The 16,801-nt window shown below is 32.6% G+C and carries 17 protein-coding genes; 3 read left to right on the top strand and 14 right to left on the bottom strand.

What is annotated here, in order from left to right; genetic code table 11:
• Positions 1-119 precede the first annotated feature (119 nt).
• From ACESM9_RS09615 to ACESM9_RS09595, 5 genes are all read right to left on the bottom strand, one after another.
• Positions 120-1,079, bottom strand: coding sequence for a glycosyltransferase (locus tag ACESM9_RS09615; RefSeq protein WP_372997689.1), 960 nt, complete (start codon positions 1,077-1,079; stop codon positions 120-122).
• Positions 1,076-2,026, bottom strand: a complete 951-nt coding sequence (locus tag ACESM9_RS09610) for a dimethylarginine dimethylaminohydrolase family protein (RefSeq protein WP_372997687.1) — start codon at positions 2,024-2,026, stop codon at positions 1,076-1,078. Before ACESM9_RS09610 ends, ACESM9_RS09615 begins: the two co-directional genes overlap by 4 nt.
• A gap of 62 nt (positions 2,027-2,088) precedes the next feature.
• Positions 2,089-2,778 carry a PIG-L deacetylase family protein gene (locus ACESM9_RS09605; protein ID WP_372997685.1) on the bottom strand — a complete coding sequence of 230 codons (690 nt, stop codon included), beginning with the start codon at positions 2,776-2,778 and terminating at the stop codon, positions 2,089-2,091.
• Between the two features lie 81 nt (positions 2,779-2,859).
• On the bottom strand, positions 2,860-3,939 hold the full coding sequence (locus ACESM9_RS09600) for an undecaprenyldiphospho-muramoylpentapeptide beta-N-acetylglucosaminyltransferase (protein ID WP_372997683.1): 1,080 nt from the start codon (positions 3,937-3,939) through the stop codon (positions 2,860-2,862).
• Between the two features lie 228 nt (positions 3,940-4,167).
• Positions 4,168-4,329 carry a hypothetical protein gene (locus tag ACESM9_RS09595; protein ID WP_372997681.1) on the bottom strand — a complete coding sequence of 54 codons (162 nt, stop codon included), beginning with the start codon at positions 4,327-4,329 and terminating at the stop codon, positions 4,168-4,170.
• On the opposite strand from ACESM9_RS09595, the gene ACESM9_RS09590 reads away from it, so the two are divergent.
• Positions 4,324-5,148, top strand: coding sequence for a transposase (locus tag ACESM9_RS09590; protein WP_372997679.1), 825 nt, complete (start codon positions 4,324-4,326; stop codon positions 5,146-5,148). The genes ACESM9_RS09595 and ACESM9_RS09590 overlap by 6 nt on opposite strands.
• On the opposite strand, the gene ACESM9_RS09585 is transcribed toward ACESM9_RS09590, so the two are convergent.
• The 4 genes from ACESM9_RS09585 to ACESM9_RS09570 all read right to left on the bottom strand — a co-directional run bounded on the left by ACESM9_RS09585 (position 5,099) and on the right by ACESM9_RS09570 (position 9,319).
• A complete protein-coding gene (locus ACESM9_RS09585; RefSeq protein ID WP_372997677.1) occupies positions 5,099-5,722 on the bottom strand; it encodes an ATP-binding protein in 624 nt (207 codons plus the stop codon). The genes ACESM9_RS09590 and ACESM9_RS09585 overlap by 50 nt on opposite strands.
• Positions 5,716-7,236: an IS21 family transposase gene (gene istA, locus ACESM9_RS09580; RefSeq protein ID WP_372997675.1), complete on the bottom strand. Its 1,521-nt coding sequence runs from the start codon at positions 7,234-7,236 to the stop codon at positions 5,716-5,718. The genes ACESM9_RS09585 and istA overlap by 7 nt, the downstream gene beginning before the upstream one ends.
• Before the next feature lie 152 nt (positions 7,237-7,388).
• A complete protein-coding gene (locus ACESM9_RS09575; protein WP_372997673.1) occupies positions 7,389-7,541 on the bottom strand; it encodes a hypothetical protein in 153 nt (50 codons plus the stop codon).
• A gap of 599 nt (positions 7,542-8,140) precedes the next feature.
• On the bottom strand, positions 8,141-9,319 hold the full coding sequence (locus tag ACESM9_RS09570; RefSeq protein WP_372997671.1) for a hypothetical protein: 1,179 nt from the start codon (positions 9,317-9,319) through the stop codon (positions 8,141-8,143).
• Positions 9,320-10,271: 952 nt separating this feature from the next.
• Here ACESM9_RS09570 and ACESM9_RS09565 point away from each other — a divergent pair.
• A complete protein-coding gene (locus ACESM9_RS09565) occupies positions 10,272-10,616 on the top strand; it encodes a transposase (RefSeq protein WP_372997669.1) in 345 nt (114 codons plus the stop codon).
• On the top strand, positions 10,588-11,520 hold the full coding sequence (locus ACESM9_RS09560) for an IS3 family transposase (RefSeq protein WP_372997667.1): 933 nt from the start codon (positions 10,588-10,590) through the stop codon (positions 11,518-11,520). Before ACESM9_RS09565 ends, ACESM9_RS09560 begins: the two co-directional genes overlap by 29 nt.
• Positions 11,521-12,076: 556 nt before the next feature.
• Here ACESM9_RS09560 and ACESM9_RS09555 read toward each other — a convergent pair.
• From ACESM9_RS09555 to ACESM9_RS09535, 5 genes are all read right to left on the bottom strand, one after another.
• Positions 12,077-12,889 (bottom strand): formylglycine-generating enzyme family protein, encoded by an 813-nt coding sequence (locus tag ACESM9_RS09555; RefSeq protein WP_372997665.1) that lies wholly within the window; start codon positions 12,887-12,889, stop codon positions 12,077-12,079.
• Between the two features lie 42 nt (positions 12,890-12,931).
• Entirely contained in the window at positions 12,932-13,570 is a 639-nt protein-coding gene (locus tag ACESM9_RS09550; RefSeq protein WP_372997663.1) for a WbqC family protein, read from the bottom strand.
• Positions 13,567-14,211, bottom strand: a complete 645-nt coding sequence (locus tag ACESM9_RS09545; protein ID WP_372997661.1) for a hypothetical protein — start codon at positions 14,209-14,211, stop codon at positions 13,567-13,569. Before ACESM9_RS09545 ends, ACESM9_RS09550 begins: the two co-directional genes overlap by 4 nt.
• Before the next feature lie 37 nt (positions 14,212-14,248).
• Entirely contained in the window at positions 14,249-15,265 is a 1,017-nt protein-coding gene (locus tag ACESM9_RS09540; protein ID WP_372997659.1) for a hypothetical protein, read from the bottom strand.
• A 64-nt stretch (positions 15,266-15,329) separates the two neighbouring features.
• A complete protein-coding gene (locus tag ACESM9_RS09535) occupies positions 15,330-16,337 on the bottom strand; it encodes a radical SAM protein (protein WP_372997657.1) in 1,008 nt (335 codons plus the stop codon).
• Between the last annotated feature and the right edge of the window lie 464 nt (positions 16,338-16,801).

Below are 16,801 nucleotides of genomic sequence, written 5' to 3'. Positions count from 1 at the left end.
TTATCTATACATCGCTTTTGACACTTTGCTATTATAACATTCGTTTCCTTTCTTAATATTTTAAAGCGTTCGGCTTTTTATGTTTACAATATTATACTAACACCATTCTTAACTTACTACTAAGATGCTCTTTTAATTTTTCTCCCGCCGAACATTACTCCTCCTTTAAAATATTTATATATTGATATCCATGTTGTAAATGGATAAAACCAAAACCAAACAGGACTGAACAAGAATGTATAAAAAGGTGCAATAGACATCCCATAAAGAATCTGACCAATAAAAGCGATTAGAATAATAAACGAAGTGATAGCTGCTGCAAACATTACTGAATAGTTAATATTTATTAACCCTAAAAGAATTGTAATCGGTATAACAATTGCATATAAAAAAAATCTAGATGGTATCGCTAAATTTTCATATGCATACCTTACTCTTTGTTCCAAGAATTTAATAAAAGTGATATCCTGTATCGCTTCCAATGAAACATCTTTTACAAATCCAATGTTATATCCATTTATACGTAAGTGTTTTTCCATTGCAAATTCATCAAAAAGCGCATCCCTGCTTGGGAAACCAACTTTATCATATTGGCTTTTTCTAAAAGCAAGATGTCCACAGTATTGCTTTCTATAGTCCAGAACATTAATTACGAACATGCCGCATAGATCAACCAATACAGATAATGGAGTATTATGGAACTTTGGCATCATTTTGAAGCAATCAAATACATCATAATAGTTATTAACTTTTTCTAAAGTACTTATGGTAAGTCTATAATGATCATCCAAAAGTAAAACTTTATCGTATTTGCAATAATTAAGTGCTGCGTATACACCATTTAGTTTGTCATTGGCTCCAATACGTACACTTGTTTCTGGAATAAAATGTTTTATATTACATGCTTTTTTAAACATTTTGCTTAATACAGAACTCACTTCATCTTCGCTTTCATCGGCTATTATTATTTCACACTCATAATTTTTAAGCTCATTTGATAAGCATAGAATATAATTTGCAAAATTAATAATTTTGTCACCAGGCTTAGCCTTTATTGGTATTATAATAGAAATATTCATTCACATTCCCTCCTAATAATACCTGTCATACAATGTACAGCTCCGCCACCTTTCATGAGTTCTGACACATCTACCTCAATGCAATTTATACCGCAAGATTTATATAGTGATATTGTGTCAACAGCCCCTTTATTAAGTACAATAGTATCCTCATTAATAGATACAAAATTTATCGACATCAATTCATCTACCTCATCAATGTTATTTAGATCAACTATTGTAAAGCCATGTCTTTTCAAATTATAGTATATTTCATATGAAGCTCTCTTCGGTACTATTGCTGCATACTTTGAGTTTAATATATTGATCACGCCATCCAAATGACCACATCCATACGTGGTCTGGATGATTATTATGTCTGTGTATCCCTGTAGCTTCAACAATTCATATATAAACTTGGCTGCTTGGTTATTTGTCCTTAACCCAACCCCAATAAAAACTAAGTCCTTGTTTACTAATAGAATATCTGGTCCTTCTAAATACATATTGTCATGAGCAGTTGCTATTATTGGAATACCCATTCTAGATAATTCGTTTTGTATAATTCTCTCTTCTCCTGACCTAACTTTAGAAGCTAAACGAGATATAATCGCTCCTTGTTGTGTCATAGTAAATATGTCTCTTACATAGATAATATTGGGAAAGCTATTTGCTCTATTATCTTCAATATAACTGACTTCAACTCCTAATGTTTCATATATATATGCAAGTTCATCATGCTGGTACCTTGCTTTTTCTGGATCCATTTTTGCTGTCCATAAAACATCCGAAGGACTCTCAATATTTTCGACTTCTCTTCCTGGCCTTCTAAGCAAAACATGCTTAAGTTCACCAGTTTCTGAAACTACTCCGCATTTTCCCCACAAATCACCAATTTCCATCCTATGGTTACGTGACCTTTCTATCCAACCATAACCACCATGGGCTGAATCTACTACAAAGCGCATAACAATTCCTCCCAACCATGTATAATTTACATTTAGAGATAATGTAGCACTTGTAAATTATATTATCGCACTGCAAATAGAAGTTGAAACGCTTCATATTTCCTGTGCTCTTGTGCTCGTAAATATCCAACATTTATAGCATAATAATCAGTTTTTATTTGGTGATACTCCCTTTCTAGGTAAAATCTACCTTTCTGACTCTTATGTTTTGCCAAGGCTTGTACCTTTGAATCAAAATATTTTGTTATATCCACATAATAATTAGGAATAAACCCAGATCTTAGTGTCATTAGCGGTTCACAAAGTAAAATTTTTTCAACACAATCCATTCTTGTAGCTGAGTTTATTGTCGCCATTCCTACGTAGTGATGATCTTGGTGATCTACACCATAACTATCTACATAATGAGTTATAACAATCTTTGGTCTGTTAATCCTAAGTTTTTTTTCAATCTTAATGATTAAATCTCTTGAAAACTGTGTGTATGCATCATCAGCATCCAATATTTCTACATTTATGTTACTACCTTCAAATGCTTTAATTGTTTCCTGAAGGCGTTCTTGTTTCAACATATGAGTTTCATTCATTACCACTCTGTCATTAAGTGATATTCCATTTTCACCGCTACACATAATAATTACATGGCATTTATACCCACTATCTCTATACCTGCATAATGTCCCAAAACATCTTAACTCAGCATCATCAGGATGTGCAACAACCGCCATAAGTACTGGCTTTTCACTACTCATATAAGTATACCTACCTTTCAACAAACTTTATAACATAAACGATTTTTTTCGTCACAACACTTTTTCCTTAATCGCATATCCTTATCTTTTTTTATTTGCCGTTTGTACTATTAGTTCAAATAACTTATCAAGAGAATCTTCAAATCTGAATTTTTTCATATTTTCAATGTAATAAAATCTATTATTAAATACCTTATTAACAGTGTTAATGAGTGTCTTCTCAGTTAAATCATTATCATATATTACCTCACAATATCCATTTTTCTTAAATAGTTCTGCATTAGTAATCTGTTCCCCTCTACTAGAGCCTTTTGGAAGAGGTACTAAAATCATAGGTTTTTGAAAGAATAGAAACTCATGTATAGAGTTAGATCCCGCCCTTGACAGAACTATGTCGCTTATAGCCATAATATCTGCAAGTTCTGTATCAACATACTCAAATTGAGCGTATCCATCCTTGATTATAGTTTCAACCAATTGCCCTTTTCCGCAAATATGTACTATGTTAAAATGCTTCAATAGTGTATTCAGACAGGCTCTTACTTCAGTATTGATTTTCTTTGCTCCAAGGCTACCTCCCATAATAAGCAACACTGGCTTTGTCCTTTTAAATCTACAAAGGGAATAGCCTCTCTCAGGATTTCCTTTATTTAATGATTTGCGAATAATAGGCCCCAGATATACAGTCTTTGTAGATCTAATATACTTTTTTGTTTCATTAAAAGTAATACAGACAAAAGATACAAATGGCATACATAACTTATTAGCAAGTCCTGGTGTTACATCTGACTCATGTAATATAACTGGTACTTTATTTAACCAAGCGCCTATTACTACTGGAAAGGATACAAAACCACCCTTTGCAAAAATAACATTAGGCTTTTTAGCTTTAATGAGTTTATATGCTTGAAGCACCCCAGTAAGTGTTCTCTTAACATCTTTTATATTTTCTACATCAAAGTATCTACGGAGCTTTCCTGTTGATATGGAATTATAAATAACATCATTCATTTTTAAAATCAGTTGTTTTTCAATACCATCATATGATCCTACATACTCAACAGTCCATTTTTCATCTAGAAATTTAGGAATCAATTCAATGTTTAGTGCAACATGCCCAGTTGATCCACCGCCAGTAAACATAATTGTTTTTTTAGACATAATATCACTCCTTGATACTTAAATTTTAGCCGGTTGCAGAATACTGCAACCATTGAAATCGCTTGACTTTTTTCTGTTAATCATCTATATTTCACTCCAATGTGGTAAAGTATTATTAGGGGCACGACTCCGTAACAACACAAAACCACAAAGGAGGAAATAGCTTTGTTTTGTTTATCTGAATCTAAACAACTCAACTTCTTTGACCAGATTTCTGAGCTTAATAACCTATCTTTTCAAAAACCCGTTAAATTCCTTAATCTTCTCAAAGATAACTTTGATATCAATACCTTTATACCAACATCCTTTATTAATAATTATTATAGTAATATCGGCTGTGGCAGGAATTTCAATCTCTCTTCTGTACTTGCTTCCCTTCTCATTATGCATTTTTTCAACATCCCTACTGTCAGTCTCCTTTGCATCTTTTTGTCTTTGTCTTCTGAAATCAGAGACTTCTGTCAGTTTGATGATTATGTTCCTGATGAATCCTTTTTCAGTAGGTTTAAAATCTCTTTCGAGAAGGATATTGCAAACCTCTTTGATGCTATGGTTCCATATATCATTGATATTTGCAACCAGATGGATGAATCTCTCCCAAGCAGCTCTACCGCTAAAGGTCTTAGTTCCATGCTCATTTATGATACTTCCGGTTTAAAGCCTAAAGTCAAAGAAAGCAACCCTAAAACCTTGGTCTGTGAAATCAACAAGCAAAAAGCATTTGCCAAGATAATAAACAACGATAACTTTAATCCCTACGCCGCTGCTTACAAGAATATGCCTAAACAGTCTTCTTGTAATCCCAATATTAAACTGGATTTTGTCAACGGTCATTTCGGTTATTTCTACAAGTTTGGCCTGCTTACCAATGGTTTTGGAATTCCTCTTCACATCCATTTCTTTGATGATGCTTTCTATTCTTCTGTATCTTCCGATTTCGATACACCTGAAGACCAAAAGTATACTTTTGACAATGCTTCCCTTAAGCCTGTGCTGACTCCTTTTCTAGATTCCCTACCAAACTCAAAATTTAAGCATTTTCTTGCTGATTCCGAGTTTGACAGTTATGATAATTTCGGTTTCCTAAAAAGCTGTGGCTTTGATAAGGTTTTTATCCCCCTCAACCCCAGAATGTTTTTTGCAATAATTATTTCCTCAGTTATGAAAAAATTTTTCCCCAGGCACCGGTGGAGATTTTTTTGGTTGTGATGATTATGCTCTTTCTCTCATAGCATTCTGATATTATCTCGAATAGTAGCTGTGAGCCATCCCTGTCTAGGGGTATATACCCCCATTCGTCAAATATCAAAAGATCATTTTTCATAATTTGCTTTATAAAGCCTGAGAGTTCTTTAGCTTTCTTTGTTTCTGAAAGCTTGTTCACTAAAGCTGCTGTTCTGAAAAATTTAACGGCTTTACCTAGTTTACATGCTTCAATTCCTATAGCTGTTGCTAAGTGGGTTTTACCAGTTCCTACATTTCCGTAAAACACTAGATTACTCTTATCTCTTATGAATTCACACTTTCTTAGATAATCAACATTTATGCTTGTAGGGACAGTGACTTCGTCAAATTTAAAGTCATCAAAGGATTTCATTGTATAAAATCCTGCATTCTTTATTAGCCTATCTCGTCTGGCCTTCTCTCGGTGTTCTATTTCAAGCTTCAATAACTTAAGTAAGTATTCCTGATGGTTGTCGGCAGTTATCCTTTGGCTGTTTTCCACCATGTTTTGACTAAATTTTAGAGTCTTGCAGCAAGCTGCTATTTCAAGACTTAGCATATGGCCTCACCTGCTTTCTTTATCAAGGCATCATATGCAGATATATCGGTAACTAGCTTGCTAAGCTTAGGTATACTCTCAGGCACTTTTGCAGGTTTTAGATCAAATTCATGAGTATTTATCCTGCTGAAAAGAGCCGTTAGACTATCTGCATCCGCTGCTTTATACAAAAGAGCTTCGCTAACCGCTTTTACTGCTGTTTCAAAGTTTGACTTTTCACAAATTGCTGCTATTGTTTGAAGGATTTTTCCCCTTTCAGATTTCGAGCAAGTTTCTATATATTCTTTCATAGGATGCGGCAGCATGGTATATATTCCAGTATATTTCAATGCTCCAAGTCTTTTTGCTAGAGTATTCAGGTATGGAAGCCATTGCATGTTCTGCTGTTTAGTATCACCATATAGTCGAGTATGTTTTATGATTGCTCTGTAGTTTTCATCAAGGATAATCACCTCATTAGCTGTTATCCTGATTTGAATTTTATCATTTGCATATTTAGGAGATGTAGAATATTCGTGTAGTCCGTTATTTAGTGTAAATTTCCCATAGCTGTTTGTTTTTACGGTTAAATATTTTCCTGCATCAAATTCTACGGATGGTAGTGATATTAATGCTTTTCTATCTTCAATATGCAATTCTGATATTTTTACTTCTTTTCGATAATGTTCTCTATCTGCATCATTATCACATTTTATTAACAGCTCTTTATTGTATTCTTCCAAATTAGTTATTTGAGGTACAGGAACAAACATATTTCTTCTGTGATACCCTACCTTTGCCTCAACTGATCCCTTTTCATGACCAGAGTTAGGGTTGCAAAACGCAGCTTCAAAGTTGTAGTGTTCTTTAAACCTCATAAAGTCATCTGTCAAATCTCTATTGCCGCTTTTTGATATCTTTGCAACTATGGTACTGGCATTATCAAACCATATCCTATAGGGTACTCCCTGAATATGCTTAAATATATTGATAAGTCCTTCGAAAAGACATTCCTGATTTTGTCCTTTGAAAAGCTGAGTATACCCTTGATTGCTGTATGGGAATGAGAGATTTATGTAGTAACCATTGTATAGTCTGCCATTTAGATAAAAGTCTGCTTCACCAAAATCCACCTGTGCTTCTCCTGGCTTATGTTCCAGAGGAAGGTAGCCGTCAGATTTTGCATATATTTCTCTTTTCTTTTCTATAACATAGTTTGATATTGTCTTGTAACAACAATCAAATTCATCTTTATATAATTCAGTTAGTCTTTCATAGATGCGCTTTGCTGTATGCCTTTGTTTTCTTCTTGCTGTCTTGTCTTCCATAAGCCACTTGTCTATGGTTTCTTTAAAAGGTTTAAGTTTTTCCGGTCTTCCTCTCTTTGCAATCTTATCAATGGGATCCTCATTCCAATCTTTCTTATCTACATACTTTTTGATTGTTTTTCTGTCAAAGTTGGTTTCTCTAGAAATTTGACTTATGCTTATACCTTGTTCGTAGTACAATTTTCTGATATGATTTTTTTGAGTCATTGATAGCATCCTCCAGTTCCTCCTTGTAAAAGATTGGTCTCTAATACAAGGATAATTTTAAATGGTGGTGCCTTCAATGGCTTTTTTCATTTCCGAGGATTTATTAATTGCAAAAGTGAGGAATTCTTTTTTCACTTTTGTCCATTTTTATTTTACATTAAACACCCCAGAAATACAAAGGGTATGGATTCTTCTATCACCAAAGTTGATTCGGATGGTACTCCACTTTGTCCTTTAACACAAGAACCCTTCTTGCCTGATGGTTCCTGCAAAGGTAAAACCAGAAGCTTCAGGCTTAAATACATATGTCCTAAATCTATCAGAGTGGGAAGCAACTTCAAGTGCCTTTGTGAAACGCCATGTAAACCCACTAAAAGCACCGTAACCTGCTATAAATATCCCCACAAGGATTTCAGACTTTATCCAGGTATTCAAAGATGCTCCCAGGAATGGGAAGAAACTTACAAACATCGTGCGACTATTGAAAGAACTCTTGCCTCACTTAAAAGAATCCTGCTATTGAGGCACCAAGGACTGTTAATACCACAAGCATGCGCTCCGACTTATACCTGGTTGCAATTACAAAGCTCATCACTGTTATTATCGCTCATGCTATCAACAAACCCCAGTACTTGAGGAATATCAAAAGGCTTCTTAAATATACAGCTTAGCAAACTTATCCACACAGCTGAGTCATCCAATCTTTTAATTTAAAGCCTTTAAATCCATAGGGCTTTTTTGTCATGCCTTCCAAGGAGCTCCATTATGATTTTTCTTTTAAAGTTATCCACAGTTGTTTCTTTTTTTACTTCTTTTTCATTCTGCAATCGTCTAACTTAAATTTAGGGAAATTAAAAATTCTACATACATTATGATTATTATCATATTATTACATGATTTTTTATTACAATTTTTTGATAACTTTGGCGGGTACCCCTACTGCAAGGCTATTATCAGGAATATCTTCAATTATAATTGAACCTGCACCTGTTTTTGATTTCTCGCCTATGCAAATTGGTGCAACAATCATTGTATCACAACCTATAAAGGCTTCCTTTTTTATTATTGTTTTATGCTTTTCTTTACCATCATAATTACATGTAATAGTTCCAGCTCCAATATTCACCTTTGGCTCAATATAGGCGTGCCCTAAATAAGAAAAATGCTTACATTTACTCCCTTCACCAAATATGGTATCATTCATTTCGCTATGTGCTCCTATTGAGGCTTTTTTCCCTATATTGCAATTGCCCCTCAAATAAGCATACGGTCCAACATTAACTTCCTCTCCTAACCTACAATCTTTTATTGTTGAAGACCATATGTGACAGTTAGCTCCAATGTTTGAATTCTCTATCCAAGAAAATGCACCAACATATGTTCCTGCGCATATCTGTGTATTATTTTCAAGTATTACCATGGGTCCAATAACCACTCCAGGCTCCAGCTTTACACTTGGATCTATTATAACAGTTTCAATATCCTTGAAATTCACACCTCTGCGTATCCAATAACTGCATATAGATCTTGTTATAAACTTATCACTATTATCCATTATACTGAACATGTTTTTATAATTAAATTTCGACTCATATACATGTAACAACTCAACTGTTAATGTCTTCTTTTTCTTAGTCTGCTTAATGAAATCCATAAATTCTGAAATTAGTGTTTTCCCCATGCAATCCCTGATTAATTTTGAAGAAACAGCGATAATAAAAGAGTCGTTTCCTAACATAGTACCTTCTATTTCTAATGATACTATGTCAGCACCTAGTTCATTTACTTTGTTGTAGATATAATTCCACTCCATATACCCTATAGTAATATTACAATTAATTAAAAATAATACAAACGATGGATCATCATTAAAAATCACTTTTAAATCATCATTCGGCCTTATGCAGCAAACACCAAATCCATGCAGAGTATTTATCCAATCATTTTCCTCACGACTTACAAAATAAATTCTATCAGTAGCATATATTGCAGATGCAAGTATGCGTTTAATATCACTGCTGGAATAAACCCTATTTCTATTATCATCTATATCAGTTGATATAACAATTGCGTTAAAAAACATATTATCCTCCTATTTCATATAAACGTTTTATTAAGTTAATTGAAATTGAAAACTGGACATCTTTCTGTTACAGTATTCTCGCTAGAATCAATTTTACTTCCAGAAAGGAGCAATTCCTCATGCCAAATATTGTATCCCTTATACACCTCAAACAGAACCCACTTAAAACTCAGAATATTTTTTATACTGATTTAACCGTTATTAACATGTATATGGATTTCATCACAAGGAATTATATACCAATTAATATTGTATATAATAGCTCTATATAATCCTCATGCGGATTAATTATCTAAAATACAAATTCTTTGATTTTAGATGTAACTCACCGCCTATAAGTTTTTTAATTCAATAACAGATTTTATAAGCCAATAGCTTGATTTTAACTCTTGTTTGAATCCTCTAAAAAACTTTGTAAGTACTCTTTGAAAATTGAATTATCAAATAAGTTAAGACGTTGATGTTTCAATTCATAACCTTAATGAAAAAATAATCTGCCATATTTCATTAAAAAACTGAATTATGCTTCAAATCTTTTAAAAAATTACATATTTTTATTTTTTCAGATTTTAAGGGCAGCATCAAAATCATTACCTATACTTTTATTAGAAATCATAGAAATATTAATAATTGCTAGTTCGATATAATGCAACTGCCCTATCATCAATGCTAGCATAGATAATTAAAGCATCTTTTTTAAACTATCTATGGTTTCAAAAATGAGTAGTTTATATCTTAAATATATTTCCTTTTTGGATACACATTTACCATAAGCAGCACCGAATCCTTTAAACTTCTTATGAAAACGTGCTCGCCCAAATTTACATACTAGGATAGGAATGCTGTCAATAATTCTGTATATCTGATTTATCTCTTAAGCCCCCTAATTAATTTGGACAAAACACGAACCTTTAGCTAGAATAAAATCAGAAGCTTAAGGGGGCATGTTCATATGAAAGGTAATGCATATTCAGATGAATTCAAAGAGCAAGTACTAAAAGAGGTAGAGGAAACAGGTAATGCTACATTGGTTGCAAGAAACCATGGCATACCCGCTACTACAATCTACACATGGATTAAAGGCAGAAAGAAATCCACCAACGGCAGCTCCTCCAGGGGCCCAAAATCAAGTAACTTCAACTCGAATAATTACAACAAAGAGATTGAGAAGGAGAATGATCGGCTAAAGAAGTTACTTGGGGAGAAGGACCTTGAAATCGCCATACTTAAAGACCTTCTAAAAAAACGAACCGACTATAAAGGACAGGGTGCAGGTAGCCAAATATTATATCAATGAAGGCTACAAGACTGTCATAATGCTTAAATTTGCCGGTCTGAGTAAATCTACATATTACTATCATATCTCCATAGAGAATAAAGTTAAAGCAAAGCCTGAGAATATCGGAAGGCCTATTTTAGGCTACTCCTTCACTAATGATAGCAGCAAGGTCTGTGATGAACAGATTAAGGAATATATTATGGAAGCAATCCAAGATTATGCCTTCTACTATGGTTATCATAAGCTCACTCATACTTTAAGGAGAGAATATAATCTGGTCATCAATCACAAAAAGGTATACAGGCTATGTAAGGAACTTAAGATTCTTAAAAACCAGAGAGTGATAAAACCCCAAGTTAAAAGCACAATATCGGTCAACAGGATTATTAAAAAGTCAAATGAACTCTGGGAAGCAGATATCAAATATGGTTACATCACTGGAGAAAACAAGTTTTTCTTTGTGTTATCAGTGATAGACGTATTTGATAGATCTATTATCGACTATCATATGGGTTACAGTTGCACAGGCTCTGATGCTGCAAGCCTATTAAGACGCTGCCTGATCAAGAGGAACTTATTTGATAGTGCAAACAAACCGGTTATCCGAACTGATAATGGTCCGCAGTTTATTAGTCATGTGTTTGAGGATGCCTGTGCAGGAATAAATGTTTACCATGAAAGGATACCTAGCAGAACACCTAATAAGAATGCTCATATTGAAGCTTTCCACAGGATCTTCCAGGATGAATGCATAGGTGTGTACGAGTTTAACAGCTATAAGGATGCCTATGCTGAGGTATCCAGGTTCATGAAGCGTTATAACACCAACAGGATTCATTCAAGTCTTAAATACAAGACTCCAAATGGGTTTTTTACTCAAAACCTTGATAAAGAAATTGAAAGCATGGCTATACATTTATAATATAAGTTTAAAATTTAAATACTGAGATATTCGTAGCTATTGGGTGATATTGTCCAAAATAAGGAGGTTAATCCGATATATCTGATTTATGTGTTCTGTAAGAACAGAAATCTTCTTTCGGATTTTTTCTATTACTGAATGAAGATTGTTCTAGTTCTATTAGACCCAATACAGAACCTTTTGTAACAGGCCACTCATATTCTTATTACAGTAACCAAACCACTCATCTTCAGAATCTATGGTTAGTACTTCAGCAATAATACTAAAGGTAATTATTTGACTATAACCCATCATAGAAGTATTGCTATTATAAGGACTATTAATACTTGTTTAAATAGCTCTCTGGCTTATATCGTCAATCATTTCATAGATGACAATTATAAAATTTTTTAATATCCAATTACTTTTATTGAGTTACTTTATAGAATAAGTTATATCAAGTTTCACATATATGGCTCCAATCATTTTTGATGTTATTAATGTTAAATTACATAAATATGTTGAACTTTCTCATTCGTAGATTTTATGTGAATGAAAACTAGCACAATTAGTTAATTTATATAAATAAACGAAAACCAACATTAATATTCCGATCAGAGGGTTTTGAGTAATGCCTGTTTGAACAACGTGAGTGATAATATGGATAGTTAAATGACCCACCTCTTATAACTTTTCCGGGAGCCCATCGTTCTCCCTTCCATGGCGCATAATGTGGCTCTTTTTCAGGTCCTTTTGGATCCACAAGTTCTTCAGAATCATAATGAAAAAACCAATCTTCACACCACTGCCATACTAATCCATGCATATCATACAAACCTATCTCAGTAACTATACCCTTCTTTACTTCCCTAGGTGCAGAGCGCGGCTTTTCTTCCTCTTTTCTACTTAGTCCTTCTTGATTGACAAGCATTGCATATTTACAGTTTCCAATACATTTGCAGCCGCTTCTAGCTGCTAATTCAAACTCAGCTTCAGTAGGCAATCTAAAGGTTTTTCCATGCTTTTTTGAAGCCCATTCTATATATTTATGCGCATCATAGTAAGATACACCTACTATAGGGTAATTTTCACCTCTACTATTAATCTCCATAAAATGAGGACCAATTACCCAATCTTCTCCATCCCATTTCTCTATATAATAATCGTGATCATAGCCTGTTTCATTAATAAATTTAAAGTATTGTCCAGTCGTAACCGGTGTAGTCTGAACATAAAAACTCTTAGATATCCAAATATTACGTCTTTTCTCAAGTGCAGTTGCCAACTCATCTCCATCTATCGTGCCCATAATGAACCTACAACTTTCAATTTCAATGAAATCCATGCCATCAATATGTATTTTGTTTTGACTCAATTTATCACCATCCATGTACATCACCCAAAATACTAAAATACGTATCAATAACTTAATCTAATCATTAATTCTAAAAGGTTCCAACAATGTCTTTGCCAACTGTATCTCCGTAGCTTTTGATAAATATACTACAACAGAATCCATACTTACTACTTTTGGTTCTAAAAAAGTAACCTTAATTTTACCAAAGTCACAATTATTTAGATACTTTCTTGCTCCTTGACCAGAAATATATTCGGATGCCCCTAATTCTCTACATATATTATAGATTAGCTCTACTTTTGAACCTCCTACTGAAAGAGAAGAACTCCTAATCATTGGTGTCTCTATTCCAAGTATTGTCCTGCATACGCCTATTGCTTCTAAGTTTATGTCAACCAATTTATCATAATTATATATTTTTTCATAGTCAATACCTCGAAAGTTCTGTGTCAGTGTTTTTATAAGTTTCTTCCTCCATCCATAATCAGGTGCAGTTTCAACTTCATTAATACATTTAAAATATGAATTTTTTGATACAGGTACAGTAAACCATTGTTTTAACCCTGCCTTATTTGTAAAACAATTTCTATTCTGAAAACTCCTTGGACCAGAAAATTGTACACTATCTAATATAACAAAAAGATCACATGCTACCATTTTTTGAAAATAACCTAAATATGGAAAGTGTTCAGGCTGGCTAATTGCTACTCTCATTTGCTTTCTTCCCCTCCATTTCCCGGCTCCAATGCACATATAAGCATGTAAAAATAATCTTGCCCTTCGTGTAATTCTCTGCATATTAGCTTCATTTCATATACATTTAAACCTTGATTGATTAATATTTTCTGATAAAACTGTGGGATTAAACTCATATCCAGTTCCACTAAATCAGTATCATAAAATTGCTTCCGTCTAACCACCCAATTCTGTTGTGTTTCAATACCATAAGGTTTTTTTACAATATTGAATGCTACAATGCTTTTATGCTTGATAACTTTATGAATGTGATCTATTAGCTCAAAATGCTCACAATATTTACCATTATAAATACCAAGAGGATTATCAATAGATATGATGTTCACATCACATCCTAGTTTAATTTCATCTGCTTCGCTGAGAGTCTTCACTGTATCTATATTAATGAACTTACTGTTAGGTACATTTTTCAAAAACTCATTTTCACAATCTTTATTGATTTCCCATCCAATAGTGCTTGTACATTTTTGAGCTAAAAATTGTGTGTAAATTCTACCTCTACCCCCAAACAACTCTAATAGGTTATATGGCTTCTGCAAATATCTTGATGCCATTTCAAGAATGCAATTTACACAGCTTTCAACATATGAAACTCTCATATACATAAATCCTCCTAATATTAATTTTTAATTATAATTACACCACTATTTTTATATCATAGCTTTCAAAAAACTCATTCAGCAAAATTACTCCTCTCAAATATAGAGCTAAGTACAGATCAGGTGGAAAGTTTCTTCCAATATAAAAAGGTGGAGCACTTAAAAAGTGAGCTGCCTGCGAAAACAAACATCTTGCCATCCAGTTACTATCAATATGTGATATTTTACTATTTACACACTGCTTTGCATATTCACAAAGACATTTCAGTTCATCATATGGTCTTAAAGTATTTATATTAAATATAAACTCAGGATTCTCACTTTTTAAATCAAATGTTAAATCATAAAATCCAGCCTGTAAATTATGCATGTATCCATCCAATGATTGCCATAACTTTCCTAAATCATACGAATAATCCCCGCCTTCTGATGGCATTCGAGGATCCAAAAGACATATGTTTACCTTATCCTTTAATATTTCAAACATAATATGATTGGCTTCGAGATCTCCATGAATAAATCCAATTAACTTAGGTGTCAATATCTCCATCACTGATGAGATTTCTAAATTATCAATCAGCTTATTAATATTAATATACTCTTTTCCGTTAATTAATATAGATTTTGACACTATCAAAGGTTCCAATCTTGGGCAAACACTTATTAAATATTTAATACGTTTCTTTATCCTTTTTATATGAGCCTCATATACGTAATTATTAAATGGTACTTTATTAGCGTCATATACCTTTTCGAACAATATTTCAATTAATGTCTTAATAACTTTTTTTAGGTCTTCCAAAGGCATTTCAGTTTTTCTCAATTCTGAATCTAGAGTTGTCATTTCATACAATGGCATAATATACCATACTTCATTTTCTGATATACAATAGTCTAGTATTTCAGGAAAAATATGTTTTATATCATTAGGAAGATTGAGAAGATAGTTAATCTGTGATATTGTTGCTTCCCTTTCGTTCTCGTACGCAGTTTTCAATATTTGTCGTTTTCCTTCTTTACATATCTCTCTTACTGAGCTAAACTGCATATTCATAATAATCATCCTTACTTTGCTTACTATTTTTGATATAAAATCAGTCTATTTGCTGAATTTATTTTTATACAAAATTCACATGAGGTGGATTATCTAGCATTATATAATTTAAAAAAATATTTTTCTCTTCCCAAAAACATCTTAAAAAGCATTCATTTGGTTCTATTATTTTACGATTGTTCCATTGTTCTATAAAACTATTTCTATTAATATTTCCAATACACATATCTTTGAAACCTTGTAATGAACAACAGGGGTACAAATCCCCATTAGACCATACAAAAGCTGATAAATGCTGCTGTATACACCTTCTAAAGCATTTATTGTTATTAGCTCCCCTATTTCCATTAAAACTAGGATAAAAAACTTTAAAATTATCGTCCACAAGGTTCATAGTATCTTCAAACTGCTTTAAACACACCTCTTTATAGCCGTCTATTATTTTTGAACTTCCATTAATCTTAACTGGTTTAAACCACACATTTTTGAAACCTATCTCTTTTGCAGTTTTAGCAAACTCATAAAGGGAAGTGTAATTGTATGGAGTAATTACACATGAAGCACCAACAGCTACTTTGGAATTTCTACATAAAACTTCTATAGGCTTCAAATCAGGCATGTCTGCTTTTCGTATTCTTTTATATGTTTCACTATTGAAAGAATCTATACTAATACGTACCCATGTAGCAAAGTTAAGATCTTCCGGAACAATATGAAAACCATTTGTAACTAATCCTAGTTCAAGCTCTAATTCATTGATTTTTCTGACTATAATATCAAAGTCTCGATGTAATGTTGGTTCACCACCTCCAGTGATTTCAACTGATTTGACATTCATTTTTTTTGCTTCATTCAGTAGCCTGAGTACAACATCAGTGTCCAACGACTCCTTTAACTTATTTTGCTCTGATACATAACAATAAAAGCAATTATTGTTGCATAAGTTAGTTAAAGATATCTGTAACGAGACCGGATCGCATATCCCTTCAGCTTTAATTTTATTTAATCGATCTATGAAATGTACTCCTTTCCATATGCTATATTCCTCATATAATAATGAAATAAAGACCACTCCTTTCTCTTTTTATATGTTTCATGACTCAAATAAAGTTAATCTTTGTCAATAAAGCATGGTAATAGCGGACAAGTTATATAAAATGTGAATACTATACTTTTAATATAAACACATATTATTAATTTACAATAACACATAAAATCTTAATGTAATAAGAACGAAATCATTTTTAATAAATAAATTTATTTGCAAAAAATACTTGATCCGCTAATATACTTTGTTAAGATTATTAAATTATATACTTGTTCTAATTATATGATTATCAAATATATTACCTATAAGTCAATTCTTGGATAGATTTTTCTCCATATTATAGATATTGCTCATTTTTATATACATATTTTTAGTTCTATAAAGCTAAAGAAGATTGATAAAAAATAATTTCAATGTTTCAACGTTTATAATAATAAAATAGTATTTCTTGTATCTATTTTAACAAGAATCAATATTTATAATTAGTT

The organism is Lutispora sp., from assembly GCF_041687175.1.
GTDB lineage: Bacteria > Bacillota > Clostridia > Lutisporales > Lutisporaceae > Lutispora.
Note: the sequence above shows the minus strand (reverse complement) of the source record. Positions and strands in the feature narration are given on the sequence as shown.

What these genes read in the sequence shown, in the direction of transcription:
- ACESM9_RS09615 (WP_372997689.1), bottom strand. Translation starts at nt 1,079, where the DNA reads ATGAATATTTCTATTATAATACCAATAAAGGCTAAGCCTGGTGACAAA.
- ACESM9_RS09610 (WP_372997687.1), bottom strand. Translation starts at nt 2,026, where the DNA reads ATGCGCTTTGTAGTAGATTCAGCCCATGGTGGTTATGGTTGGATAGAA.
- ACESM9_RS09605 (WP_372997685.1), bottom strand. Translation starts at nt 2,778, where the DNA reads ATGAGTAGTGAAAAGCCAGTACTTATGGCGGTTGTTGCACATCCTGAT.
- ACESM9_RS09600 (WP_372997683.1), bottom strand. Translation starts at nt 3,939, where the DNA reads ATGTCTAAAAAAACAATTATGTTTACTGGCGGTGGATCAACTGGGCAT.
- ACESM9_RS09590 (WP_372997679.1), top strand. Translation starts at nt 4,324, where the DNA reads ATGCATTTTTTCAACATCCCTACTGTCAGTCTCCTTTGCATCTTTTTG.
- ACESM9_RS09595 (WP_372997681.1), bottom strand. Translation starts at nt 4,329, where the DNA reads ATGCATAATGAGAAGGGAAGCAAGTACAGAAGAGAGATTGAAATTCCT.
- ACESM9_RS09585 (WP_372997677.1), bottom strand. Translation starts at nt 5,722, where the DNA reads ATGCTAAGTCTTGAAATAGCAGCTTGCTGCAAGACTCTAAAATTTAGT.
- istA (WP_372997675.1), bottom strand. Translation starts at nt 7,236, where the DNA reads ATGACTCAAAAAAATCATATCAGAAAATTGTACTACGAACAAGGTATA.
- ACESM9_RS09575 (WP_372997673.1), bottom strand. Translation starts at nt 7,541, where the DNA reads ATGTATTTAAGCCTGAAGCTTCTGGTTTTACCTTTGCAGGAACCATCA.
- ACESM9_RS09570 (WP_372997671.1), bottom strand. Translation starts at nt 9,319, where the DNA reads ATGTTTTTTAACGCAATTGTTATATCAACTGATATAGATGATAATAGA.
- ACESM9_RS09565 (WP_372997669.1), top strand. Translation starts at nt 10,272, where the DNA reads ATGAAAGGTAATGCATATTCAGATGAATTCAAAGAGCAAGTACTAAAA.
- ACESM9_RS09555 (WP_372997665.1), bottom strand. Translation starts at nt 12,889, where the DNA reads ATGGATGGTGATAAATTGAGTCAAAACAAAATACATATTGATGGCATG.
- ACESM9_RS09550 (WP_372997663.1), bottom strand. Translation starts at nt 13,570, where the DNA reads ATGAGAGTAGCAATTAGCCAGCCTGAACACTTTCCATATTTAGGTTAT.
- ACESM9_RS09545 (WP_372997661.1), bottom strand. Translation starts at nt 14,211, where the DNA reads ATGAGAGTTTCATATGTTGAAAGCTGTGTAAATTGCATTCTTGAAATG.
- ACESM9_RS09540 (WP_372997659.1), bottom strand. Translation starts at nt 15,265, where the DNA reads ATGAATATGCAGTTTAGCTCAGTAAGAGAGATATGTAAAGAAGGAAAA.